The organism is Bradyrhizobium sp. BRP20, assembly GCF_020194215.1.
Taxonomy (GTDB): Bacteria; Pseudomonadota; Alphaproteobacteria; order Rhizobiales; family Xanthobacteraceae; genus Bradyrhizobium; species Bradyrhizobium yuanmingense.
Genome location: NZ_JADYVY010000007.1, coordinates 1 through 22,552, shown reverse-complemented (window position 1 = coordinate 22,552; position 22,552 = coordinate 1). Strand labels below are relative to the sequence as shown.

Annotated in this window: 20 protein-coding genes and 5 pseudogenes; 9 read left to right on the top strand and 16 right to left on the bottom strand. The window is 64.6% G+C overall.

Annotated features, from left to right (window positions below):
- Positions 1 to 13: 13 nt before the first annotated feature.
- Genes fba through I6F33_RS17845 form a run of 4 tightly spaced genes read right to left on the bottom strand, consistent with a single transcriptional unit; the run spans position 14 to position 5,072 of the window.
- Complete coding sequence (fba, locus tag I6F33_RS17860; protein ID WP_225143549.1) at positions 14 to 1,099, bottom strand: class II fructose-bisphosphate aldolase; 1,086 nt, start codon at positions 1,097 to 1,099, stop codon at positions 14 to 16.
- Between the two features lie 12 nt (positions 1,100 to 1,111).
- Positions 1,112 to 3,130: a transketolase gene (gene tkt / locus I6F33_RS17855; protein ID WP_225143548.1), complete on the bottom strand. Its 2,019-nt coding sequence runs from the start codon at positions 3,128 to 3,130 to the stop codon at positions 1,112 to 1,114.
- A gap of 16 nt (positions 3,131 to 3,146) precedes the next feature.
- Complete coding sequence (locus I6F33_RS17850) at positions 3,147 to 4,022, bottom strand: phosphoribulokinase (protein WP_036003856.1); 876 nt, start codon at positions 4,020 to 4,022, stop codon at positions 3,147 to 3,149.
- A gap of 12 nt (positions 4,023 to 4,034) precedes the next feature.
- On the bottom strand, positions 4,035 to 5,072 hold the full coding sequence (locus I6F33_RS17845; protein ID WP_057027006.1) for a class 1 fructose-bisphosphatase: 1,038 nt from the start codon (positions 5,070 to 5,072) through the stop codon (positions 4,035 to 4,037).
- 119 nt (positions 5,073 to 5,191) lie between these two features.
- On the opposite strand from I6F33_RS17845, the gene I6F33_RS17840 reads away from it, so the two are divergent.
- On the top strand, positions 5,192 to 6,169 hold the full coding sequence (locus I6F33_RS17840; protein WP_057026893.1) for a LysR family transcriptional regulator: 978 nt from the start codon (positions 5,192 to 5,194) through the stop codon (positions 6,167 to 6,169).
- Positions 6,170 to 6,406: 237 nt separating this feature from the next.
- On the opposite strand, the gene I6F33_RS17835 is transcribed toward I6F33_RS17840, so the two are convergent.
- From I6F33_RS17835 to I6F33_RS17815, 5 genes are all read right to left on the bottom strand, one after another.
- On the bottom strand, positions 6,407 to 6,604 hold the full coding sequence (locus tag I6F33_RS17835; RefSeq protein ID WP_036003876.1) for a hypothetical protein: 198 nt from the start codon (positions 6,602 to 6,604) through the stop codon (positions 6,407 to 6,409).
- A gap of 129 nt (positions 6,605 to 6,733) precedes the next feature.
- Positions 6,734 to 7,153, bottom strand: coding sequence for a hypothetical protein (locus I6F33_RS17830; protein ID WP_036003874.1), 420 nt, complete (start codon positions 7,151 to 7,153; stop codon positions 6,734 to 6,736).
- Positions 7,154 to 7,274: 121 nt separating this feature from the next.
- Positions 7,275 to 8,468 carry an MFS transporter gene (locus I6F33_RS17825; protein WP_225143547.1) on the bottom strand — a complete coding sequence of 398 codons (1,194 nt, stop codon included), beginning with the start codon at positions 8,466 to 8,468 and terminating at the stop codon, positions 7,275 to 7,277.
- Between the two features lie 82 nt (positions 8,469 to 8,550).
- Positions 8,551 to 9,105 carry a TetR/AcrR family transcriptional regulator gene (locus I6F33_RS17820; RefSeq protein ID WP_225143546.1) on the bottom strand — a complete coding sequence of 185 codons (555 nt, stop codon included), beginning with the start codon at positions 9,103 to 9,105 and terminating at the stop codon, positions 8,551 to 8,553.
- Positions 9,106 to 9,248: 143 nt separating this feature from the next.
- Positions 9,249 to 10,208 (bottom strand): N-carbamoyl-D-amino-acid hydrolase, encoded by a 960-nt coding sequence (locus I6F33_RS17815; RefSeq protein ID WP_225112606.1) that lies wholly within the window; start codon positions 10,206 to 10,208, stop codon positions 9,249 to 9,251.
- Between the two features lie 129 nt (positions 10,209 to 10,337).
- Here I6F33_RS17815 and I6F33_RS17810 point away from each other — a divergent pair, with 129 nt between their 5' ends.
- The 3 genes from I6F33_RS17810 (at position 10,338) to I6F33_RS17800 (ending at position 11,685) form a co-directional block, all read left to right on the top strand.
- Entirely contained in the window at positions 10,338 to 10,691 is a 354-nt protein-coding gene (locus tag I6F33_RS17810; protein ID WP_225112605.1) for a hypothetical protein, read from the top strand.
- A 212-nt stretch (positions 10,692 to 10,903) separates the two neighbouring features.
- Positions 10,904 to 11,230 carry a hypothetical protein gene (locus tag I6F33_RS17805; RefSeq protein ID WP_036003836.1) on the top strand — a complete coding sequence of 109 codons (327 nt, stop codon included), beginning with the start codon at positions 10,904 to 10,906 and terminating at the stop codon, positions 11,228 to 11,230.
- A gap of 158 nt (positions 11,231 to 11,388) precedes the next feature.
- Complete coding sequence (locus I6F33_RS17800; RefSeq protein WP_100213453.1) at positions 11,389 to 11,685, top strand: hypothetical protein; 297 nt, start codon at positions 11,389 to 11,391, stop codon at positions 11,683 to 11,685.
- A gap of 161 nt (positions 11,686 to 11,846) precedes the next feature.
- Here the strand turns inward: I6F33_RS17800 and I6F33_RS17795 are convergent, their stop codons facing one another.
- Positions 11,847 to 12,821, bottom strand: coding sequence for a tripartite tricarboxylate transporter substrate binding protein (locus I6F33_RS17795; RefSeq protein ID WP_225143545.1), 975 nt, complete (start codon positions 12,819 to 12,821; stop codon positions 11,847 to 11,849).
- A gap of 1,059 nt (positions 12,822 to 13,880) precedes the next feature.
- Entirely contained in the window at positions 13,881 to 14,495 is a 615-nt protein-coding gene (locus I6F33_RS17790) for a reverse transcriptase domain-containing protein (protein WP_225143543.1), read from the bottom strand.
- Positions 14,496 to 14,822: 327 nt separating this feature from the next.
- Between I6F33_RS17790 and I6F33_RS17785 the strand changes: the two genes are divergently transcribed.
- Genes I6F33_RS17785 through I6F33_RS17775 form a run of 3 tightly spaced genes read left to right on the top strand, consistent with a single transcriptional unit; the run spans position 14,823 to position 17,204 of the window.
- Positions 14,823 to 14,990 carry a hypothetical protein gene (locus tag I6F33_RS17785; RefSeq protein WP_225127594.1) on the top strand — a complete coding sequence of 56 codons (168 nt, stop codon included), beginning with the start codon at positions 14,823 to 14,825 and terminating at the stop codon, positions 14,988 to 14,990.
- On the top strand, positions 14,983 to 15,333 hold the full coding sequence (locus I6F33_RS17780) for a recombinase family protein (RefSeq protein ID WP_225143541.1): 351 nt from the start codon (positions 14,983 to 14,985) through the stop codon (positions 15,331 to 15,333). Before I6F33_RS17785 ends, I6F33_RS17780 begins: the two co-directional genes overlap by 8 nt.
- 32 nt (positions 15,334 to 15,365) lie before the next feature.
- Complete coding sequence (locus tag I6F33_RS17775) at positions 15,366 to 17,204, top strand: recombinase family protein (RefSeq protein ID WP_225143539.1); 1,839 nt, start codon at positions 15,366 to 15,368, stop codon at positions 17,202 to 17,204.
- On the opposite strand, the gene I6F33_RS17770 is transcribed toward I6F33_RS17775, so the two are convergent.
- Positions 17,199 to 17,699, bottom strand: coding sequence for a reverse transcriptase domain-containing protein (locus tag I6F33_RS17770; protein ID WP_225143537.1), 501 nt, complete (start codon positions 17,697 to 17,699; stop codon positions 17,199 to 17,201). The genes I6F33_RS17775 and I6F33_RS17770 overlap by 6 nt on opposite strands.
- A 558-nt stretch (positions 17,700 to 18,257) precedes the next feature.
- Positions 18,258 to 18,473 (bottom strand): annotated as a pseudogene (locus I6F33_RS17765) (transposase); the annotation flags it as partial.
- 264 nt (positions 18,474 to 18,737) lie between these two features.
- Here I6F33_RS17765 and I6F33_RS17760 point away from each other — a divergent pair.
- Positions 18,738 to 19,956: pseudogene (locus tag I6F33_RS17760) on the top strand (IS110 family transposase).
- A 308-nt stretch (positions 19,957 to 20,264) separates the two neighbouring features.
- On the opposite strand, the pseudogene I6F33_RS17755 reads toward I6F33_RS17760, so the two are convergent.
- From I6F33_RS17755 to I6F33_RS17745, 3 genes and pseudogenes are all read right to left on the bottom strand, one after another.
- A pseudogene (locus tag I6F33_RS17755) lies at positions 20,265 to 20,525 on the bottom strand (transposase); the annotation flags it as partial.
- A 67-nt stretch (positions 20,526 to 20,592) separates the two neighbouring features.
- Positions 20,593 to 21,963, bottom strand: a complete 1,371-nt coding sequence (locus I6F33_RS17750; RefSeq protein ID WP_225127598.1) for a transposase — start codon at positions 21,961 to 21,963, stop codon at positions 20,593 to 20,595.
- 71 nt (positions 21,964 to 22,034) lie between these two features.
- A pseudogene (locus I6F33_RS17745) lies at positions 22,035 to 22,220 on the bottom strand (transposase); the annotation flags it as partial.
- Between the two features lie 171 nt (positions 22,221 to 22,391).
- On the opposite strand from I6F33_RS17745, the pseudogene I6F33_RS17740 reads away from it, so the two are divergent.
- Positions 22,392 to 22,552, top strand: a pseudogene (locus tag I6F33_RS17740) (IS5/IS1182 family transposase); the annotation flags it as partial.

Genomic DNA, 22,552 nt, shown 5'->3' with positions numbered 1-22,552 from the left:
TCTTTCTGATTGGCTAAGCGGCAACCGGCTCGCGGGCGTCGATGCGCGGATCGAGCTCGCCGGCGCGATAGCGCCGCGCCATCTCGCTCATTGGAATGACCTTGATCTTGCTGGCGTGGCCTGCGGTACCGAACTGCTCGAACCGCTCGCGGCACAATTCGCGCATTGCGTCCATCGCCGGCTTCAGGAACTTGCGCGGATCGAATTCGGAGCGCGCTTCCGCCGCCACCTTCCGGAACACCGCGGTCATCGCCAGCCGGCAATCGGTGTCGATATTGACCTTGCGCACGCCGCTTCGGATGCCGCGAACGATCTCCTCGACCGGCACGCCCCAGGTCTGCGGCATCTCGCCGCCGAACTGGTTGAACATGTCCTGGAGCGGCTGCGGCACCGAGGACGAGCCGTGCATGACCAGATGCGTGTTCGGCAGCCGGCGGTGGATCTCCTCGACCACCCGCATCGCCAGGATATCGCCGTCCGGCTTGCGGCTGAACTTGTAGGCGCCGTGCGAGGTGCCCATCGCGATCGCGAGCGCATCGACCTTGGTTGCACGGACGAAGTCGACGGCCTGGTCCGGATCGGTCAAGAGCTGATCGTGGCCGACCTTGCCCTCGACGCCGTGACCATCCTCCTGCTCGCCGCCACCGTGCTCGAGCGAACCGAGCACGCCGAGCTCGCCTTCGACGGACGCGCCGACCCAATGAGCGAGATCGACGACGCGGCGCGTGATCGCGACGTTATAGCCATAGTCGGCCGCCGTCTTGGCGTCGGCTTTGAGCGAGCCATCCATCATGACGGAGGTGAAGCCATGGGCGATGGCCGAGGCGCAGGTCGCTTCGTCATTGCCGTGGTCCTGGTGCATGCAGAGCGGAATGTCGGGATAGGTCCGCTCCAGCGCGTCGATCATGTGCGAAAGCATGAGATCGCCGGCATAGCTGCGCGCGCCGCGCGAGGCCTGGATGATGACCGGCGCATCGACCGCGGCCGCCGCCTGCATGATCGCGATGCCCTGCTCCATGTTGTTGATGTTGAACGCCGGCACGGCGTAGCCGTGGCTGGCAGCGTGATCGAGCAATTGGCGAAGGGTGATACGGGCCAAGATTCGTCCTCCTTATTGGCTCTTGCGGGCCATCGCCCGGCGAGCCGCTTCCGCAATGCTTTGCGGTGTGATGCCGAATTCACGGTACAACACCGGGGCGGGGGCCGAGGCGCCGAAGCCGCGCATGCCGACGAATTCGCCGTCAGCGCCGATCCAGCGATGCCAGTCGCCGGCGACAGCTGCCTCGATGCCGACGCGCGGCGCGGTGCCGAGCACCGAGGCGCGGTAATCCTCCGGCTGCTCCTCGAACAGTGCGAAACACGGAGCCGAGACCACGGCGGCGCGAACGTGCTCGGTCGCGAGCAGGCGTGCGGCTTCCAGCGCGATCGAGACTTCCGAGCCGGTTGCGATGAGCGTCACGTCGCGGCCGCCATCCGGCGAGACGACGAGATAGGCACCATTGGCGACGCGGTTTCTGCCGCGCCCATCGCTGCGGAAGGTCGGTAACACCTGCCGCGACAGGCACAGCACTGAGGGGCGATGCTCTGCCGCGAGCGCGCAATCCCAGGCCTCCAGCGTCTCCACGGCATCGGCGGGGCGGAACACCAGCAGGTTCGGAATCACGCGGAGCGCGGCCAGATGCTCGACCGGCTGATGCGTCGGACCATCCTCGCCAAGACCGATGGAGTCGTGCGTCATCACGTGGATGACGCGCAGCCGCATCAAGGCCGCAAGTCGGATCGCCGGCCGGCTGTAGTCGGAGAACGCCAGAAACGTGCCGCCATAGGGAATGAAGCCGCCATGCAGCGCCAGGCCATTCATCGCTGCGGCCATGCCGTGCTCGCGGATGCCATAGTGGATGTAGTCGCCGGCGAACGCACCGCTCTTGACCGGCGCCTGCGCCTTGGCATGCGTCAGGTTCGAATGGGTGAGGTCCGCGGAGCCGCCGACCAGGCCGGGAATTGTTCCTGCGATTCCCCCGAGCACCTGTTGCGAGGCCTGCCGCGTCGCCAGCTTCGGCCGCTCGGATGCAAAGTGCTCACGCAATTTCGCCGCGGCCAGCGCATAGGCGGCGGGCAGAGCCGCGACTTTGCCCTCGACGAACAGGTCGCGCTGCTCCGGCGTCGCACCTTCGTAACGATCGAGCCAAGCGAGGCGGTCGACCTGCCCGCGCTGCCCGATCATCCGCCAAGCCTTGAGCACCGGGATCGGCACCACGAAAGGCTGATAGTCCCAACCCAGCGTCCGCCGCGCCGCTGCCGTCTGCTCGGTGCCGAGCGGCGCGCCATGCACTTTCTCGGTGCCCTGTCTATCAGGCGCGCCATAGCCGATGATTGTGCGACAGGCGATCAGTGACGGCTTCGCGGTCTCCCGCTCCTCCGCTATCGCCTGCGCCACCGCTTCGGGATCATGTCCGTCGACGCGGCGCACCGACCAGCCGGAGGCAGCGAAGCGCGCGAGCTGGTCGTCCGATGTCGCCAGCGAGGTCGGACCGTCGATGGAGATGCCGTTGTCGTCGAAAAGCACGATCAGCCGGCCGAGCCCGAGATGACCGGCCAGCGAGATCGCCTCATGGCTGAGGCCTTCCATCAGGCAGCCATCGCCCGCGATAACATAGGTGAAGTGATCGACGAGCCCATCGCCATGCCGCGCATTCGCCATCCGCTCGGCGAGCGCCATGCCGACCGCGGTCGCAATGCCCTGGCCGAGCGGTCCCGTCGTGGTCTCGACACCAGCCGTGTGGCCATATTCGGGGTGGCCCGGCGTCTTCGAGCCCCACTGGCGAAAGGCCTTGATGTCGTCGAGGCTGATATCGCCGCCGGTGAGATGCAGCAGCGCATAGAGCAGCATCGAGCCGTGCCCCGCCGACAGCACGAAGCGGTCGCGGTCCGGCCAGTTCGGATGCGCCGAGTCGAACCTCAGGAAGCGCGAGAACAGCACAGTCGCGACGTCGGCCATGCCCATGGGCAGCCCGGGATGGCCTGACTGCGCTGCCTCGATGGCGTCGACCGCGAGGAAGCGGACGGCATTGGCGAGATCGTTGTGCGTGACCGCATTGAGGTCGGCTTCGGCATGGACGGAGATGTTCATCGGAGTCTCTCCCTGTTCACTTCAGGCTGCGCTTGCGCTCGATCAGCTGCATGATCAGCGGCGTCAGGATCAGCTGCATGGCCAGGTCCAGCTTCGCGCCGGGGCAGACGATCGAGTTGGCGCGCGACATCCAGCTCTGCGGCAGCATCGAGAGCAGATAGGGGAAGTCGATACCGCGCGGATTCTTGAAGCGGATCACCACCATCGATTCGTCCGGCGTCGGGATCCAGCGCGCGATGAATGGATTGGAGGTGTCCACGGTCGGGACGCGCTGGAAGTTGATGTCGGTCTCGGTGAATTGCGGGCAGATGTAGTGGATGTAGTCGGGCATCCGCCGCAGGATGGTGTCGGTGACCGCCTCGGTCGAATAGCCGCGTGCGCTGCGGTCGCGGTGCAGCTTCTGGATCCATTCGAGGTTGATGACGGGCACGACGCCGATCTTGAGGTCGGCATAGCGCGCGACGTTCACCTTATCGGTGACTACGGCGCCGTGCAGGCCCTCGTAGAACAGAAGGTCCGAATCCTCCGGCAGCTGCTTCCAGTCGGTGAAGGTGCCTGGTGCCGCACCATGCAGCGCCGATTCCTCGGCGTCGTGGACGTAGTGCCGCGTCACCGCGGTGCCGGTCTCGCCGTAGTCGCGGAAGGCGCGTTCCAGCTCCTCGAACAAATTGGTCTCGGGGCTGAAATGGCTGAAGTGCTTGTTGCCGCGCTCGGCCTCCTTCGCCATCTGCGCACGCATCTCGGCACGGTCGTAGCGGTGGAAGGCGTCGCCCTCGATGTAGACGGCGTTGACCTTCTCGCGGAAAAAGATCTGCTCGAAGGTCTTCTTGACGGAGGTGGTGCCGGCGCCGGAGGAGCCGGTGATGGAGATGATCGGATGCTTCCTGGACATCGGACGCCTCGCTCAGAGCCGGAAGAATCCGCGCCGCGCGAACAGCGGCGCCGAGACGCTGGCAACCAGCAGCGGATCGCAATGCAGCTCCTCGACGCGCCGCACCTCGTTGCTCGAGCCCATGATCAGCGGCACGCGCTGGTGCAGGCTCTGCGCCGATAGATCGAGGATGCGCTCGCGCCCGGTCGAGGCCGAGCCGCCGGCCTGCTCGATGATCATCGCCATCGGGTGTGCTTCGTAGGTCAGGCGTAGGCGGCCGTCGCCGTAGCCGGGCCGCGCATCGGAAGGGTAGAGAAACACGCCGCCACGGGTGAGGATGCGATAGGCCTCCGCGACCAGCGACCCGATCCAGCGCATGTTGAAATCGTGGTTGGCGGGCCCGTCGACGCCGGCGAGGCATTCGTCGATGAAGGCGCGCACCGGCGGATCCCAATGCCGGCGGTTCGAGGCGTTGATCGCGAACTCCTCGCAGGCTTCGGCGATCTGCACGCCGCTGCGCGCGAAGCGGAAGCAGCCCGCCTTGCGATCGAGCGTGAAGATGTCGACGCCGTCGCCGAGCGTCAGCACCAGCGAGGTCTGCGGGCCGTAGGTGACGAAGCCCGCCGCGAGCTGCGCCGAGCCGCGCTGCTGAAAGGCGAGTGAGAGATCATCGGGGGCCGGCAGGATCGAGAAGATCGTGCCGACGGTCATGTTGATGTCGATGTTGGAGGAGCCGTCGAGCGGATCGATCGCGATGCAGATTCGCCCCTGACGATCGACGATCTGGGCCTCACGCATCTCCTCCGACGCCAGCGCCGCGATCGGCAGCCGGCCGAGGCAGCGGCGCAGGATCGCGTCCGCCTGGACGTCGAGGTCGCGTTGGAGATCGCCGTCGCTGTTGCGCCCGGTGGTCAGGCCCGAGGCGTCGGCGAGATCGCCGCTGGCGATGAGATCGGCAATCTCGATCGCCGCGGCCGCGATGGCATCGACCGCGGCTGCCACGGCCAACGCATGCGGCGCGGTCTCAGAATACCGTTGAAGGTGGTCGTCCAGCCTGAGTTGCCCGGTCATCTGCGTCCATCCCCTTGCCGGTGCCGCACCCATTCCCTCCTGGTGGAGGCAGGTCACGGTCAGTGCCGGCATTCAGGAGATTGACAGGAGCGGCTTAATAAGGAAAATTTCTATTGATAATGAGCCTCAAAGAATTTTCTTATAATGGCCCCGGCCATGCAGCGGCCCAGCTCCGGCATCTGACGATCCGGCAGCTGCGCTCGCTTGCGGCGCTCTCGGCCAAAGGCAGCGTGACGGCGGCGTCGAGCCATCTCGGGCTGACCCAGCCGGCCGTGACCCAGCAGCTGCGGCAGCTGCAGGACCTGGCCGGCCTGCCCCTGGTGCAGCGAACCGGCGACGGCATGCTGCTGACGGAAGCCGGCAGGGAGGTGCTGGCGCTGGCCGAACGGGTCGAAGCCGCGATCACCGATTGCCAGGGCGCGCTCGACCTGCTCGCGGGGCGGACCGGCGGCACCGTGCATCTCGGCGCGGTCTCGACCGCGAAATATTTCGTGCCGCACGCGATCGCGGCGTTCTCCAAGCGCTACCCCAAGATCGAGATCAAGCTGACCATCGGCAATCGCGAGGAGATCCGCGAGGCCATGCACGGCTACGACCTCGACTTCGCGGTAATGGGTCGGCCACCGGCCGACGTCACCGTCGACGTCCGCCAGCTCGGGCGCAACCCGCACATCATCGTCGCGCGCAAGGGCCATTGGCTGGAGAAGGATTCCGGCCTCAGCCTGACCGATCTCGTGCACGAGACCTTCCTCACCCGCGAGCCCGGCTCGGGCACGCGGACGCTGATGGAGGGCATGTTCCAGAAATCGGATCTCGAGCCGATCATCGGCATGGAGATGAGCAGCAACGAGACCATCAAGCAGGCGGTCATCGCCGGGCTCGGCATCGCCTTCATCTCGGCTCACACCGTGGCGCATGAGCTCGCCGAGGGCCGGCTCGTCGTGCTCGACGTCGCGGGCCTGCCGATCGTGCGGCAATGGTACGTGATCCGCCGCAGCGACAAGGTGCTGCTGCCGCCCGCGCAGGCGATGTTCGATTTCCTCGGCTCGGAAGGCTCGAATTATCTGCCTGATTTGCCCGAGCTAGGCGGACGATAGCCGGCCTTCGCTCAGCTCATCAGCTTCATGGCGAGCGTCGCCGCCAGCACCACGATGATCTGGAGCAGGCGCTCCGTCGTGAAGATGCGGTTGAAGGTGGTCATCGCGTGCCCCGGCCGAGGTGAAGAAGAATCTCTCGGCCGTTGCTAGCACAGAAGGATGCGGAGACAACTCCGTAGTTGCCCGTGGCGGTCGCGCCTTCGGCGAGCCGGTTCAGGGCGCGCCGATGGCCGGCGATCAGGCCGCGAGCGGGGCGGTGTGGTCCGTTCGCGAGGCGAAATAGGCTTCCAGCTCCGACAGCGCCCGCGCCTCCCACTCGCTCGCCTGCTCCAGCAGCGACCAGCTCTGGCCCGGGCGGAACGCTGCGGTCTGGCGATAGAGCGATGCGATGCCGCGGTAGCGGCGCACGTTCTCCAGGATGGCGTGACCGTTCATGTCCGAAAACTCCCTCGTCATTCCCGCGGGAGAAACTGCGGCCAAATCTTTTTCGAAAAGTTAGCGGCGCGCGGCAAGTTCGCGGATGGTTGCCGGACTGTTGCTCGGGCGCAACGCGCGCGGCGCGATCTATTGCGGATTCGTTGCCGCGCTCTCGCCCGAAGGCTTCAGCCCGCCGCTTCTGACGATTGTCATCGTCGCGCGGCAGAGATCGGCAAGGCCGATCAGGAGGACGGCAAGAAGACAGAACAGGTTGATGGAATCGGCATGCGCGCTGGTCAGCGCATTGAGCTCGAAGAACGGCGGGATGAACGCCCACCACACCAGCGGCACGGTGAGCAGCGCGGCGAATGCCGCCGCCGGTGCACCCGCCATCAGCGCAAGCACGAACAGGCCGGGCAGAAACGCTGCGAAATAGAACTTTGCGCCGAGCAGGACGCAGATGCCCTGAACCACGGCCGAAACCGCGACGACGGCGAGCCCGAGCAGAAACGCCCCCCACGACCATGGCCGTACCCGCCGTGCGCCAAACAGCCCCGCACGTTTCATCAGCATCCCCCTGCCGCCCGTTAACCAGGTGCGTTGCGACGAAAGTACTACAACCGCAACCAATCCGCGAGATGGAAATTGCGTCATCGCGAGGTCGGTCGCACCGTTCGGGCGACGGCCGCTACTCGGTCAGCGCGTAGAGCAACCCCGCGACGGGCAAAGCAAGGCCAATGGCCGATGCGAGCGTCCAGCCTCCCTGTGCGAACGCCCATGCTCCGACCGCCGAGCCGACCGCGCCGGCGGCGAAGAACGTCGCCATGTAGAGACCATTGAGGCGACTGCGGTGCTCGTGCCCGAGCGCGAAGATGGCGCGGAAGCCCAGCACCACATTGCCCTGGACGCCGATATCGATCGCAATCGCGGCCACCACCAGACAGGCGAGGTTCAGCATCGAGCCGGACGCGCCGATGGAGGTCACCAGGAAGCCGGCGGCCGTGAGCAGCATCGCGACCAGCGTCGCGATGCTGCTATGGCCGCGGTCCGCGAGGCGCCCGGCGATCGGTGCTGCGAACACGCCGGCGACGCCGGCCAGCGCGAACAGCGCGATGCCGCGCTGGGAGAAGCCGAACTCGCCGGCGAGCTGGAGTGGCGCCACCGTCCAGAACAGGGTGAAGGCGCCGAACAGGCTCGCCTGGTACAGCGCGCGGCGCCGCAGCAGCGGCGTGGCCCGCACCAGGTCCGGCATCGACAGCAGCAATTGGCCGTAATGCATCCGCGTGACCGGCTTGCGCTTCGGCAGCGTCATCCAGAGCACGGCTGCGAGCACGATCATCAGCGCGGCGGAGGCGAAGAACACTGCGTGCCACGACAGCAAGGCGGTGACGAAGCTCGACACCGGACGCGCCAGCATGATGCCGAGCATCAGGCCGGTCGAGACGTTGCCGACGACGCGGCCGCGGATGGCTTCGGGCGCCAGATGCGCTGCATAGGGGATGATGATCTGCACCGCGACCGAGCCGAGGCCGATGAACAGTGCGGCGAGCAGGAACGGCAGCGCATGGGTTGCGAACGCCGCGGCGAGCAGCGCCGCGGCGCCGAGCATGATCACCGAGCAGATCAGCGCGCGGTTCTCGACGAGATCGCCGAGCGGCACGATCAGCAGCAGCCCGGTGCAGTAGCCGATCTGCGTCATCGTCACGATCAGCCCGCTAGCTGCATGCGACAGGCCGAGCGCGGCGCTGATTGGGGCGATCAGCGGCTGCGCATAATAGATGTTGGCGGCGACCATGCCACAAGCCGCGGCAAGCACGAAGGTCAGGCGCTGCGACACCGCATCCGGCCCCGGCGCGGTCTCGATCGTGGCATTCATCGTCATTCGCATGGTCTCCAGGTAAGGCGCAGGGAATGGCCGTTAGGTAAGGTATAGGGAATGGTCATTCCCTATTCTGACAAAAAATTCAGGCGAGCAGCTTCATTGCGGCGCCGACGAGACGCTCTGCGTCGAGCGGCAGACGCGCCTTGCCGACGACGCGCATTCCCTGCGTGATGCAGAGCATCAGCCGCGCGGTGTCGTCGGCTACGACATGGCGGGGGATCGAGCCATCGGCCTGTCCGGCGCGTATGAGGCCGGCGATGAAGCTCTCGTTGCTCGCGAGCTGTGTGCTGACGCGGGCACCCACGACCGGATCGAGCGCGGACAGTTCGACCGCGCTGCCGACCACGAGGCAGCCGCGCCGCCCCTCGCTGCCCCGGGAATGCTCGACATAGGACAGCAGCACGTTGCGGATTTGCTCGCGGCCGTTTGCACCACGCGCCGCCGCGCTGCGGGTATGCTGCTGGCGCAGGGCCGTGTAGCGCTCGAAGGCGGCGAGAAACACCGCATGCTTGTCGCGAAACGCCTTGTAGATGCTTCCCGTCGCGAGCCGCATCGCCGCAGTGAGGTCCCCGATCGAGGTGGCATGATAGCCGCGCTCACGAAACACGCGCACGGCGCGGTCGAGCGCGGTGTCCATGTCGAATTCCCGGGGACGGCCGGGCAGACGGGCGGCAGGTCGGGAGCGGCGGGCGGTCTTTTGCATTGCGGGATAATAGGGAATGAACGTTTCCGAATAAACACACGTGGTCGTGAAGAGGATCAATGACGAAGGAGAGAGCGTCACCCCCTCCGCGGCACCGGCGTCCCATCCGCCATGATCGTCACGCCCTTCCGCTCGACGATCATGCCGTAGGCGCGCGGCTGGCGGTGCACGTCGAAATTGAAGGTGGTGCGCTTGTAGGAACTGCAGAGATCGAGATCGCAGCGCGCCAGCGCGATCTCGTCGCCCTTTGTCGTGCAGGCCGCAATGATCTCGCCCGAGGGCGCGATGATGCAGCTGCCTCCGATGTGGTCGACGCCCTCCTCCACACCGGCCTTGGCGACCCCGACCACGAATGTGCCGTTCTGATAGGCGCCGGCCTGCATCACCAGATGATTGTGGAACAGCGAGAGATCGTCATGCTCCGGCGCGGGCGGATTGTGCACGGGCGTGTTGTAGCCGATCAGCACCATCTCGACGCCCTGCAGGCCCATCACGCGATAGGTCTCGCTCCAGCGGCGGTCGTTGCAGATCGCCATGCCGATCACGCCGCCGAAGGCACCGACCACGCCGAAGCCGCTGCCGGGCTCGAAATAGCGCTTCTCCAGATGCTGGAATTCGCGCCACGGTTCGTGCTCGGCATGGCCGGGCAGATGCACCTTGCGATATTTCAGGACGATCGCGCCGCTCTTGTCGACGAGGATGGACGTGTTGTAGCGCCTGACAATCCCGACCTCGAGCGTCAGTTCGGCATAGCCGAGGCAGAAGCCGATGCCGAGCTGGCGGGCGAGATCGAACAGCGCCTGTGTCTCGGCACCCGGCATCTCGCGCTCGAAGAAGCTGTCGATCTCGGCCTGGTCCTCGAAGTACCAGCGCGGAAAGAACGTGGTCAGCGCCAGCTCGGGATAGACGATCAGGTCGCAGCCGCAGGCCCGCGCCTCGCGCATCAACGCCATCAGTCGCGCCACCACCGCGGACCTCGACTCGCTCCTCGCGATCGGTCCGAGCTGGCCGGCTGCAATGGTCACAGTTCTCGTCACGCGTCGTTCCTCATCTTTTTCGAGTGCGCCCGGCCAGAGCCTATCACCCGCGCGCACAGGCCGCCTCGGCGCCCCGTACTGAGGGCACAATCAAATTCCGGGCCTGCGGGTATCATCGTGCGGCGCTGGGTGAGCACCAAACAGGAACTTCGTTGCCGATCTGCAACGGTTCCCCGCCGTCTGAAGCCGGACAAAACAAACTCCCATTCCGGCCATGAACCGCTCTCACAAGGCCGTGAGACTATCAGGGGAACGACGATGCGCGCACAACGCGTTTGGAAAGTGAATGGGGCCGCCAGCATCGGGCAGCTTCAATCGAGATTAGACGATCTGAACAAGCGTCTCGGTCAGCTCGAAAACCAGCATCCGGACAGCTGGAAGCTCGAGGAGCTGAGATCGAGCGCGCTCAGCCTGTCGCGGGAGATCGACGACATCCGCTGCGCCGAAGCGACGGCGGCCTTGAGCGAGCTGCTGCGGAAATAGTCGGCCTGCCGATTCGCGCCGGCGCAGGGAACCAAGCGCGGCGGCGGCCATTTCCATGCAAAGCATGGAGCAAGACCATGAGCAGGCAGCTGACGCGCGCCGATCTCGCGCGCGACGTGGCCGGGCCCACGCTGGTTCTGTGCACGGCGGCGGCCTTCACCATCGCGCGCCATTTCTCATTGTGAAGAATTTGACGCTGTGAGGGATTTTGCATGACGTCCGATCCCGAGGAGCAGGTCAGGCTGCAAGGCTACGGCGAGATGACGCTGCGCACCGCGGTCGAGACCTTGATGCTGCTCGCACCGCGTGAGCGGTCCGAGGCCGCGATCTATCGCGTCCGCGACGGCGTGCGCCTCGCGCAAAGCGAGGTCGCCGAGCTCGCATCACACTGGGGTATCCAGCCCGCGCCCAACGTGCGATCGCCGAGACTGGTGCCGGAGCAGCACTGGCAAGACGTCGTCCGCGGCATGGTGCGCGACGCCCCGCTGCCGTCGCTGCTGGTGGCCTTTCTGGTCGGTGTGCTGGTCGCTCGCAGATGATGCGCGCTCGCGATGACGCGCTCACGTCAATGGAAATCGCGGCGTTCCGTGAAACCCGAGGAAACCTTTTTTGCTCGCGAAAACGCGACCGTTCCGCGCGGAACGTCTCGCGGCAGGAGGGATTGGTCCCCCGTTAAGCCTCGAACATGGAGACAACCATGACACGTACGAAACTCGTGAGCGTCGCCGCAACTCTGGCCGCGATTTTGCCGCTCGCAACTGTAAGCCCCAGCCTCGCTGCGGGCCGCGGTCCCGGCCCGTGCACCCCACCGGCTGGAGAAGCAGTCGGCGCCGCCGGGCCCGCCATGAGCGGCGGCCAGTTGATGGCCGGCATCGGCCAATGCCAGCGCATCGGCAGTTGGCACCCTGCCAACACCTACGGTTATTGGGGCCCGGGATACGGCTATGACGGGCCTCGCTGGGGCGCATCAGCCTACGCACCCTACGAAGACTAGGCCCTTCACATCAGAAGATCACAGCGGCGCGGTCGATCACGGCCGCGCCGTTTGCGTTGGAGGGTGGCAAACATGAGGCGGCGCGGCCATCGAGACCTTGATTTGCAGCGGCCCGAAGCATGAAGAATAGTCTTAGCAACCGCCTGCCAGAGCAGGATCAATCACTTCTGTTCGCTTGCCCGCATCTGCTCGGCAAAAGGACGCAGGGCTTCGGACATGTCGTCGAGGCGTTTCTGCCACTCCGCGCCAGGCAGGAAGGCGATCACCGGCTCGTCGCCGGGCGAACCCGTCAGGTACTCTGGACTACGCAGGCCCTCGGCGATCCCGGCTTCCAGCTTCTTGACGATGTCGTCCGGAACGCCCTTGGGGACCGCGAAGCCGCGTTCCGCCGTCGTCATGACCGGAAAGCCCGCCTCCTCTGCCGTCGGAACGCCCGGCAGCGATGGAAAGCGCTTCTTCGACAGGATCGCGATGACACGAAGTGGCCCCTTGTTGGTGCCATGCAATTCGGGGATCTCGCTGAGGGTGACCATGCCGACGTCCAGATGCCCGCCCAGGAGATCGGTCCGCTGTGCGGCCGTTCCTCTGTAGGAGATCTCGTTGGGCTCGACTTTCGCGGCTGCCGCAAGCATGCGAATGGCCAGATGACCGTTCGTGCCGGCACCATTGTGACCGAAGGTCACCGAGCCCGGCTTGCTGCGCAGTGCGGCAACGACATCCGGCAGATTGCTGAATCTGCTATCGGCAGGCACCACCATGACATTCGGATCTTCGACGACGCGAGCGACCAGCCGGATTTCATCCGTGGTGTATTGGGTTTTGCGGGTCATCGGCAGGAAGTTGTAGCCTGGCACGTTGACGACACCGATCGAATAGCCCTCGGGCGCCGCGCGCGCGATCGACGCAAACGCGATCTCTCCGCCGGCGCCGGGCTTGTTCAGGACGACGAACTTCGCCTTGCCGCCCAGCACACGCTCGACAAAGGGAAGGAGCTTGCGCGCCATGACATCGGTGCCGCCGCCGGGCGCAAAGCCGACGACGACTTCGATCGGCTTGTCGTCGGGCCACGCGGCCCATGCCGACCCGCAGGCCGCGAAGCCAAAAGCCGTAGCGAGCGCGAGGATTTTATTGTTCATGATTTCCAGCCCTGTTTTTGTTATTGGCCGATCGCGCCTCAGGCGCGCGATCAGCTTGGGACTCATCTAGCCGTCGGGATGACTGGAGGGCAACCGGCGAGGCACCACGGCCCGGCGCTGATGATGGCGTTTTTTGTTGGGTGTGCTGATGGCGCGGCGGTAGGCCCCTAACCTAGCTCCGCAAGTCAGAACCGCCGGCGCTCGCTTCTGGCAAGCCATGCTACCGCGACAGGCCACCCTGCCCCGCCAAATCGGCCGTGGACCCAATCCCGAAATCGTTGCAAAAAGGCGTCCTGAGGCGCCGGCAGCCGGTCTGCCAAGACTCTGGAAAACGTCGACTTTTGGAAGAATGGTCGGAGTGGCAGGATTCGAACCTGCGACCCCTGCGTCCCGAACGCAGTGAATATCTTCTAAGTTATTGATTTTTATCGAGGTGGCAGCGGTTACCGTCCCGTTTTGTTCACGGTCGTTTCACCCAATTCGTTGCGATTTCGTTGCGGCGTTCTCTGGGGGAACGGGGCACAAGTGTGCGCGCTGGTTTGAACTTGGATCTGCTGATTTAGCCGCGTTTGTCAGAATCACCGCCCATCGATGCCACCGGAGGCGCCCGTGATCACGAAAATGCGAAATCCGGGACTGCTAAAGGGGAGAAGCCAACGAAAAGATCACTGAAGACGGTCCGTTCCGTGCGACTCAAACCGTCACATGTGTAGATCACGCGCTCTGGGGCCGGGTCGCGGGATCGTGGTCGAGTAGCTCGGCCATTTGGCTTTGCCCTCACAGATCCGGGCAGGCGGCTTTCCCGCACCCGGCTCTTCCCGAGGGTAACCCGCGTCATATCCGCGCCTGCGCCCATGTGCGAGTGATGCGTGGAGTTGGCAGGCGGAAGCGTGCCGTCAGGGTCTCGAACTCCGGCCAGCCCATGCGCCGACTTTTCTGGCTACGCCGTCTCAGACAACGCAGCCAGGTCCGACGCACTTCGCGGTAGAAGCCGTTGAGCGCTGGATAATTGTGCGGCCTGCCATAATAGCCATAGTGCCCGCGCAGAACGGCGGCGAACTACTCGTGCTGCGTGGCCAGTGGCGCGTGCATGAGCCGCCAGGTCTCCTGGCGCAACGCCGTCAGCTTGCGCGTCAGGCGTTTCCCTTCCGTCTTGTGCCTCACGATGAACCGGCCATCTCGGGTCCGCCCGCAGTAGTGGGTGAAGCCGAGGAAGGCGAAGGTCTCTGGCCGCCGCTCGCCCCGCCGCTGACGCGAGAGGGCCGCGAACCGGCCAAACTCGATCAGCCGCGTCTTGTCCTCATGGAGCGTCAGGCCGAAGCTGGCCAGCCGCGCCTTGAGGGCCAACAGCATTTCCCGCGCATCTGCCTTGTTCTCGAAGCCCATGACGAAGTCGTCCGCGTAGCGCACGATCACGATACGACCGCGTGCGCGGCGACGACGCCATTTCTGGGTCCAGAGATCGAGGATGTAGTGCAGGAAGATGTTGGCAAGGAGCGGGCTGATGCCCGCCCCTTGTGGCGTGCCCCTGTCCGTCTCTTGCTTCTCGCCGCTCTCAAGAACGCCGGCTCGCAGCCACAGCCCGATGAGCTGCAAGATGCGAGGATCGGCGATCCTGTGCGCCAGCATCCGCAACAGCCACTCGTGGTCGACCGAGTCGAAGGAAGCGGCCACAGACTGCCCATCGCCAAGATATTCCGGCTTCGGTAACGATCACGCGCACGCGTCACGCTTTCGAAGGTCGGACGCTGGCCGTCATCAGTACCATCAGGCGGCGCGGCATCCACTTTCTCCTCACGGTTCTGCCGGATGGCAGTCGGTCGTTGATTCCGGCGAGCTGGACCGATTGGAAGGTGGAGCCGCTTGGAGGCACGCCGCCAATCGATGCCGATGACGCTGTCCACGATCTCGGCAGGCTCGGTGATTTGCTCCACTTGCGCAAGCTGGTCGACGCTCTTTGCATCCGGGGTGCCGAGTCGGCGCCGTGCAAGGAGAGCCGCCATGCAATTGAACCTGGACTTGTTCGATCAGCCCGAGGTTCCACCAAGCGCGCCAGTCGCGTGGGACCAAATCGACGAAGCCGCCCGCATCGCGGCAATCGAGCTTCTGGCGCGCCTCATGTCACGCCTGCTTCAGAGCGGCCCGGCGACGGAGGCAAGCGATGAATGAGCACGTCAAGATTACGTCAATTCATCTCTCTCGACAGGCCGTCGTCTATCTGCGCCAATCCAGCGCCGCACAGGTCGAGCACAACCGCGAATCGACCGAGCGGCAATATGCACTTGTCGGCAAAGCGCGCGACCTCGGCTGGCCCGATGACCGCATCATCGTTATCGACGAGGATCTTGGCCTCTCCGGTTCGGGCACGGTGGCGCGTTCGGGCTTTGCCCGCCTCACCGCCGAAGTGGCGCTCGCGCGCGTCGGACTGGTGCTCGGTCTCGAAGTCTCGCGGCTCGCGCGTAATAACGCCGAATGGTACCGCCTGATTGATCTGGCCGGATTGACACGCTGATCGGCGATGCCGACGGCATTTATCATCCGGCCATGTTCAATGACCGTCTCTTGCTGGGGCTCAAAGGCACGATGAGCGAAGCCGAACTGCACGTGCTGCGGGCTCGCCTCAACGGTGGAATCCGCAACAAGGCGGCGCGCGGCGAACTGCGCCGCGGTCTGCCGGTCGGCTTCGTCTGGGGCGAGACTGATGGCGAGGTCCGCTTCCATCCCGATGAGGCTGTCGTTACCGCCATTCGCCATGTTTTTGCGCGCTTTGCCGAGATGGGATCGGCACGTCGCGTTTGGCTCTGGTTTCGGTCCGAGGGGCTCACGTTCCCGCTGCAGCTGCACGCCCGCGCCGAGATCCGCTGGGTCGAGGCCAGTTACACCGCCATCCACCAGGTCTTGACCAATCCCGTCTATGCCGGCGCCTATGTCTATGGCAAAACGCGCCATGAGACGATTCTCGATGGCACTGGCGCGCGCAAGCAGCGGATTCGATTCTTGCCGCGTTCCCAATGGCAGGTTCTCATCCCCGAGCATCATCCAGGCTTCATCGATTGGCAGACCTATGAAGCAAATCAGCAACGTCTCGCCGCGAACACGCGACCTCAGCCGCACAAGGGCGGCGGTGCCGTGAGAGAGGGTGGCGCCCTCCTGCAAGGTCTTGCCAGTTGCGGCCATTGCAGCCGCCGCCTGCACACCCACTATCGCGGACGCAATGCTTCGCCAGGCTATCACTGTGCTGGCAAAGTGCTGGTCGAGAACCGAGGCGTCTACTGCCTCAATATCGGCGGCGTTCAAATCGACCACGCCATCACCCAAGCGTTCATCGCCGCCTTAGAACCCGCAAAGCTGACCGCGACACTCACCGCCGCGGAACGGCTTGAGGCGGATCGCGAGGCGGGGCTCAAGCAATGGCGACTTGCCGCGGAACGCGCCAGCTACGAAGCCCGGCGTGCAGAACGGCGCTATCGCGCCGTCGATCCCGATAACCGTCTCGTCGCGCGCGGTCTCGAGCGAGAGTGGGAAGCGTGCCTGAAGGCGCTGGAGGCCGCCAAGGCCGATCTTGCGCGTCGTGAGGCTGCTCGCCCCCATACGATCAGCCAACAGGAGCGTGACCGCCTGCTCGCGCTCGGACCTGATCTCGTCTCCGTCTGGAACGCAAGCACGACGACGCCGCGCGACCGGAAAGAGTTGCTGCGGACGCTCCTCGACGAGGTCATCGTCAAAGTCGATCGCGAGGCCTTTGCCGCCCATTTGACGCTGCGCTGGAAGGGCGGCGCGCTGACCGAGATTGATCTCGGCCTGCCCCGATCGCGGCCAGCGACGATCCGCACCGACGAGGATACAGTTGCGCTCCTGCGACGACTGGCAGTGCATTATCCCGATGCCGTGATCGCCGGCATCCTCAACCGGCAGAGCCGCACAACGGCCTACGGCCACCGCTTCGACCGCAACCGCGTCGGTAATTTACGCCGGCACTGGAAGATCCCAGGCTTCCAAGATAAACCGCAAGCCGCCGGCGATCTTTTGACCATCAAGCAAGCCGCCGCCGCGCTTGGTGTCGCTCCCTCGACGATCCATCGTTTGCTCAACGACGGCATTATCGCCGGCGAGCAGCTCACGCCAGGCGCTCCCTGGCGCATTCGCCTGACCGATGAACTCAAGGCCCGCTTCAACGGTGAAACGTCCGACGACTTTCTGCCGATGCGCGAGGCTATGCGGGCGCTCGGGGTCTCGCGCCAAACCGTCTTGCAGCGAGTCAAGCGCGGCGAACTCGAAGCCGTGCACGTTGTGCGCGGGAAGCAAAAAGGACTCCCCATCAAGGTCTTAGCCCCGCAAGCCGGCCCTTTTCGACCAAACCGCATGAACCAGGGGGTATTATGAAGCCACGTCCAAGAAGCTGCGTATGTCGGCATCGAGCACCCAGTTCACGTGCTGGCTCATGATCGCCGTATGCAGAGCATCAAGCACCATGTGAGGATTCCGCCCCGGCCGGAAGCCATAGGAGAACCCGAGGAAGTCGGCCTCGTAGACGGCGCTCAGCACCTCGGCCACCGCGCTTTGGACAATCTTGTCCTCTAGCGCCGGCACGCCGAGAGGCCGCTTACCGCCATCGGCTTTGGGGATGTAGACGCGCCGCACCGGCTGTGGCCGGTAACGACCGGAGTGGACCCGTCCGCAGAGGTCGCGGAGGTTATCCGTCAGCCTCTCTTCGTACTTCGCCACCGTCACCTCATCGACCCCCGCGCTGGCCTGCCGCTTTTGTCGTCGAAACGCCCGAAGAAGAGCGTCTTCCTCGACATGGTGCAGCAGGGCCGTGAACCGGGTTTGGGCAGCTTGCTTGGCTGCCGCGTTCACCCGCTTGAGGTTCGGCGGCAAGGTAACCCGGCTCTGTGTCCGGACCCTGGCCTCCTCGCGCAGGCTCCCCTCGGGCTGGTCCCTTCCCTCCATGCGTCTCGTTACCTTCGACGACTTCACAGGTAGTATGGACCAGTCCGACTCCCGACCTCAGCTCGGACAACGGCTCTGGCAGTGCCTTGCCGCTGTCCCCCGCTGGAGATCAATCCAGCGGACCCGGTCGGGCCTCTCATGTTCCGATGATTGCCTTCCGTGCGTGATGCGGCCATCGACCCCGACGGAGCGGCATCGTCTCGCGTATCGACGATGCTCATGCAGCCTTCGTGCTTAGGGAACACACTCGGCCTCCGCGAACATCCACCTTTCGAGGCTCATTCCCGCACCCCGCACGACTCCTGTCTACACTTCGGACTCCAGCGTTGCCGCGACGCCCGCAAGACTCGGTCCCGGCTTGCCTGCTACGGCTTTGGCCGGATGGGACTTGCACCCACAAGCAATCATCAGCTTGGCATGACGTACTCCCTGAGCGTGGTGTAACTGGCGGTGGGATACCGCGTTCGCCGGCAAGAGCCGGACTAGTCAGCTGGCGATAGCCGGGAGGCTGACGGTTGGATCATTACTCAACGGCGCGATGGTTTCCAGCGTCATGTAGCGGGCCCGCTGAACCGCCCACTCGTCGTTCTGCTCGAGAAGGATCGCGCCGACCAGGCGAACGATGGCGTCTTCATTTGGGAAGATGCCAACCACCTCGGTCCGCCGCTTGATCTCGCCGTTGAGGCGCTCGATCGGATTGGTAACCGGTATGAGATGTCTCGGTGCCAACGTTCCCGCTGCGGTGTTCTACATCGTGGCGTATGGTGCGACCATCGGGACAGAGGCACCGGGAGCACGAAGTGCGGGCAGGCCGATGTTATTCGATGAGCCGAGAGCTCGAGTTAGTAGCTGGCCGCCTCTGCGACTCGCCCGGTTGCGCTGGGAGCGCGAATCCGTAGTTGTCGTGTCGCCCGCAGCTCCCGTCATTATGTCTGGCAGGAGGTGCGAATGCGACGGGTGATTGGCATCGACGTCCACCGAACTTTCGGCGAGGTGGTGTTTTGGGAGGACGGCAGGCTCCGACATGCGGGCCGCATCGATATGACGCGGACTGCGCTGGAGGGATTTGGCAAGACCCTGCTGGCCAGTGATGAGGTGGTGCTCGAAGCGACTGCCAACAGCATGGCGGTGTCGCGGGTTCTGGCGCCGTTCGTGGCACGGGTGATTATCGCCAATCCGCTGCAGGTGAAGGCGATCGCCCAGGCTCACGTTAAGACCGACAAGATCGATGCCGGCACGCTCGCCAGTCTGCAGGCGGCCGGGTACCTGCCGCAGATCTGGACGCCTGACGCGGAGACCGAACGCAAGCGTCGGCTGGTGGCGCGGCGCTACCAGGTCGTGCGGCATCGCACGCGGCTCAAGAACGAGGTGCATTCGATCCTGCACGCGCACCTAATCCCGAAGTGCCCGCATGCCGATCTTTTCAACGCCCGCGGCCGGGCGTGGTTGGCCGCCCAACAGCTGCCGCACGATGAGCGCGCGGCCATCGATCGGCATGTCCGTGAGCTTGACCGGCTGGCGGAAGACCTGGCTCTGCTCGACCGTGAGATCGCTCAGGACGCCATCGACGACCTCGCGGTCAACAGATTGATGACGATCACCGGCGTCAATCTGGCGGTCGCCGCCGGCATCGTGGCGGCGATCGGCGACATCAGCCGGTTCGACAGCCCGCAGAAGCTGGTGAGCTATTTCGGGCTGAACCCGCGGGTGCGGCAGTCGGGACTGGGAGCCGCCCATCACGGTCGCATCAGCAAGATCGGCCGCAGTCACGCGCGCGCCATGCTGGTCGAGGCCGCCTGGGCCGCGGCCAAGGCGCCCGGTCCACTGCATGCTTTTTTCGTGCGGATTCGCGCCCGGCGTGGCCATCAGGTCGCCGCGGTGGCCGTGGCTCGCAAGCTCACGGTGCTCTGCTGGCATTTGTTGACGAAGGGCGAAGATTAGCTGTGGGCGCGTCCGGCGCTGGTCGCCAACAAGACCCGCGCAATGCAACTTCAAGCTGGACATCCGCAACAGAAGGGCAGCCGGCTGCGGACCAGCCTATGCCTACAACATCAAGGCGCTGCGCGACCGTGAGATGTTGATTGCCGCCCAGGCGGAGCGAAACTACGAACAATTGGTGTCGCAATGGAAACCGCGGCGGCCAAAACCTGGCGCGCGGGCGCCTCAGCTCGGCAGGACAAAATAGGCAGTCCGGTGACGCTTTCAGCCGACGCGTCACGCTTCGCCACGAGGTCGCCCGCGCCGGACAACCATAACCGCCGCTGACGGCAGTGCCAGCCAGGAATGCAGTCCCGTTCCACGCCAGCATGCCGCCGTGCTCGGGCCGGTCAAGGCCAAGCCGTGCGGTGGCCGCAAACGCGGCCAGCCTTGACCGACCCTGCGCGCGGCGGCTGCGAGATCGGTGACCGGGACGGAAGAATGGCCCGCGCCGCGGCCGAACAAAAGAATGGACGCGATTTCCGCATAGTCATCGGGGCGATCATTTAAAAATCGCTTGTCCATCTCATCCGTCGAATGCAGCTTGGCACGGTGCTGAGGCGGGAAGCTCATATAGGCGAGCACGTCTGGCTCGGCCTCATCCATGAAGGCGGCGAGCTTTGGCAGTTTGGGACGGAGCTGGTCGGCGACCTTGCGCCACTGAGCCCTGGCCGCTTCGGCATCGTCCTGGGCAAAGGCGGTGGCGATGAAGGCGGAGACGACGCGTCTTCCGCTCTTGCCGGCATGGGCCAGGACGTTGCGCATGAAGTGGACGCGGGCGTCGTTGAACAAGTGGTTCACCGAATCCGCTCGATGCAGCGACCGGCCCATTCATGCCTTCACATCAACCCGGCACTCCGCGCGATGCCGACGGAGACGCGTCGAGGGAGGCGATCAAGCACAAAAGAAGCGCAACAAGAGCGGCTGCCAGCCGCTTGAGGTTGATGGCGGCGGCCGTCAGATAGGCCTGGATCTTCATGTTCGGTAGACCACGCCGTATGGCGCGCGCCAGCCCATGCCAGGTCTTGGCTTCGCCATGGAAGCCCTCTGAACGCCAGCGATGACGCTGATAGAGCCGTCGATCCTGCCAGCTCCATCGTTCGCGACGGCGCCGGGCGCGGAGCAGTGCCGGATAATCGTTCCCTACAACAACTGCCTTATTAACTCGCCCCTTCGATAGGCAATCACCCTTGAGCGGACACCGGGCACAATCCTTTGCCTTTGAGTAAAAGAAACGGCCGTGCTTGATGGGTCGCGCGGGCCGCAAGACACGTCCTCGCGGGCACTTCAGGATGTCGTGCTTGGCGTCGTACCGGAAGCGCCTGAGCGGTACGCGACTCTTGATCGGTTCAGCTTTAGCTGGGATCAGGGCATCGATGCCGCGCCGTTCGAGAGCACCGTATACTTTAGCGTAGGCATAGCCGGCATCGGCGGTGACCGTTTTGATGTCAATGCCTGTAATCGCTTCAACCTCGTCGACTTGCGGCTCGATCATCTCGCCTTCGTTCGTTTGTCCAGTTGTGACCGCGACGTCCAAAATGACTCCGACCTTGTCATCGACGGCCGTGTGCTGCTTGTAAGAGGGCTCCAGCCGCCGGTTGCGGGCATTCGTGGCCATCGTCGCATCGGGGTCGGTCGTGCAGACCTTCTTGTACTTGCCACTCTGTCGGCCCGTTTTCTCAGCCTCGCTTTCATCCTCGTTTTGATTTTCGCTCAGGACATCCACCACATGCTGCTCGGTGAGGCTGTCCCAACTCACATTGGCGCGGATCAGCGACGCATCGATGTGGACCACCTCCGCAGTGGCGATCTTGGCCTTCAGGCAGGCCTCGACCGTGCGCTTGAAGATCCTACGGAACCGCTCTTCGCCCCAGCGCTGGCGAATGCGCGTCAGGCTTGAATGGTGCGGTAGTTGCTCATGCAGGCCATAACCGACAAACCAGCGGATCGCGATGTTGACCTGAGCTTCACGCATCAGCTTGCGATCGTGCACGATGCCGCTGAGCAGACCGGCGAGCATCAGCCGTACCGCCGCTTCGGGATCGATGCCGGGCCGGCCGTCATTCGCGCAGTAACAGTCGGTGACCTCTTGCCTTAGCCAAGTCAGGTCGAGCACACGATCGACCCGCGCCAGCACGTGCTCGTCTGGGACGAGTTGTTTGAGCGAGCCGGTGATGAAGAGCTCAAGCTGATCCCGCTCCTTGCGCCCCAGCATCTCGTTTGCTCCGCCGATCGCGAATCGCCGACAAGAATGGAATCAGTCAATTCGGACTTTTTCAACGATCCCACGCGGCAGCGCTGCCAGGCGGTGTTGAGCACCTTGCTGACGGCGGCCTTGATGCCCTCATGCGCATCGGAGATCACGAGCTTGACGCCACGAAGCCCGCGCCGAGCGAGCTTGAGCAAGAACGCGGTCCAGAACGTCTCGGCCTCCGAGGGACCGATGTCCATGCCGAGAACTTCACGCCGGCCGTAGTCGTCCGTGAAGAGTGGCTAAGCGATTGAGCTAGAATCGCATTTGTCGTTGTGGACTGTTTTGCGTTTGCAGGGGTTTGATGCTTCGGGCGTCGGAACCTTGCAATTTCATTTTCAGGATTCGGTCGAATCGCCAACCATGATTCCGTCATCGCATCGGAGGTGGCGATGCGACCGAAGAAGCACAGGACGACGGGATCGGGCGATCTGTTCCGGGCCAGGCTGGACCAAATCATCAATATGAAGCACGAGCTGGTTCAGCTCGCCGGCAAGGTCGATTGGGACTGGATCGACGGCGAGATCGCGCCGCTCTACAGCGAGAATGGTCG

Coding starts and splice junctions, on each gene's coding strand:
- I6F33_RS17850 (WP_036003856.1), bottom strand. CDS start 4,022: ATGTCCAGGAAGCATCCGATCATCTCCATCACCGGCTCCTCCGGCGCC.
- I6F33_RS17825 (WP_225143547.1), bottom strand. CDS start 8,468: ATGACGATGAATGCCACGATCGAGACCGCGCCGGGGCCGGATGCGGTG.
- I6F33_RS17840 (WP_057026893.1), top strand. CDS start 5,192: ATGAGCCTCAAAGAATTTTCTTATAATGGCCCCGGCCATGCAGCGGCC.
- I6F33_RS17750 (WP_225127598.1), bottom strand. CDS start 21,963: ATGCTGGGGCGCAAGGAGCGGGATCAGCTTGAGCTCTTCATCACCGGC.
- I6F33_RS17835 (WP_036003876.1), bottom strand. CDS start 6,604: ATGAACGGTCACGCCATCCTGGAGAACGTGCGCCGCTACCGCGGCATC.
- I6F33_RS17805 (WP_036003836.1), top strand. CDS start 10,904: ATGACGTCCGATCCCGAGGAGCAGGTCAGGCTGCAAGGCTACGGCGAG.
- I6F33_RS17780 (WP_225143541.1), top strand. CDS start 14,983: ATGAATGAGCACGTCAAGATTACGTCAATTCATCTCTCTCGACAGGCC.
- I6F33_RS17845 (WP_057027006.1), bottom strand. CDS start 5,072: ATGACCGGGCAACTCAGGCTGGACGACCACCTTCAACGGTATTCTGAG.
- I6F33_RS17830 (WP_036003874.1), bottom strand. CDS start 7,153: ATGAAACGTGCGGGGCTGTTTGGCGCACGGCGGGTACGGCCATGGTCG.
- I6F33_RS17785 (WP_225127594.1), top strand. CDS start 14,823: ATGCAATTGAACCTGGACTTGTTCGATCAGCCCGAGGTTCCACCAAGC.
- I6F33_RS17775 (WP_225143539.1), top strand. CDS start 15,366: ATGTTCAATGACCGTCTCTTGCTGGGGCTCAAAGGCACGATGAGCGAA.
- I6F33_RS17800 (WP_100213453.1), top strand. CDS start 11,389: ATGACACGTACGAAACTCGTGAGCGTCGCCGCAACTCTGGCCGCGATT.
- tkt (WP_225143548.1), bottom strand. CDS start 3,130: ATGAACATCTCCGTCCATGCCGAAGCCGACCTCAATGCGGTCACGCAC.
- I6F33_RS17820 (WP_225143546.1), bottom strand. CDS start 9,105: ATGGACACCGCGCTCGACCGCGCCGTGCGCGTGTTTCGTGAGCGCGGC.
- I6F33_RS17795 (WP_225143545.1), bottom strand. CDS start 12,821: ATGAACAATAAAATCCTCGCGCTCGCTACGGCTTTTGGCTTCGCGGCC.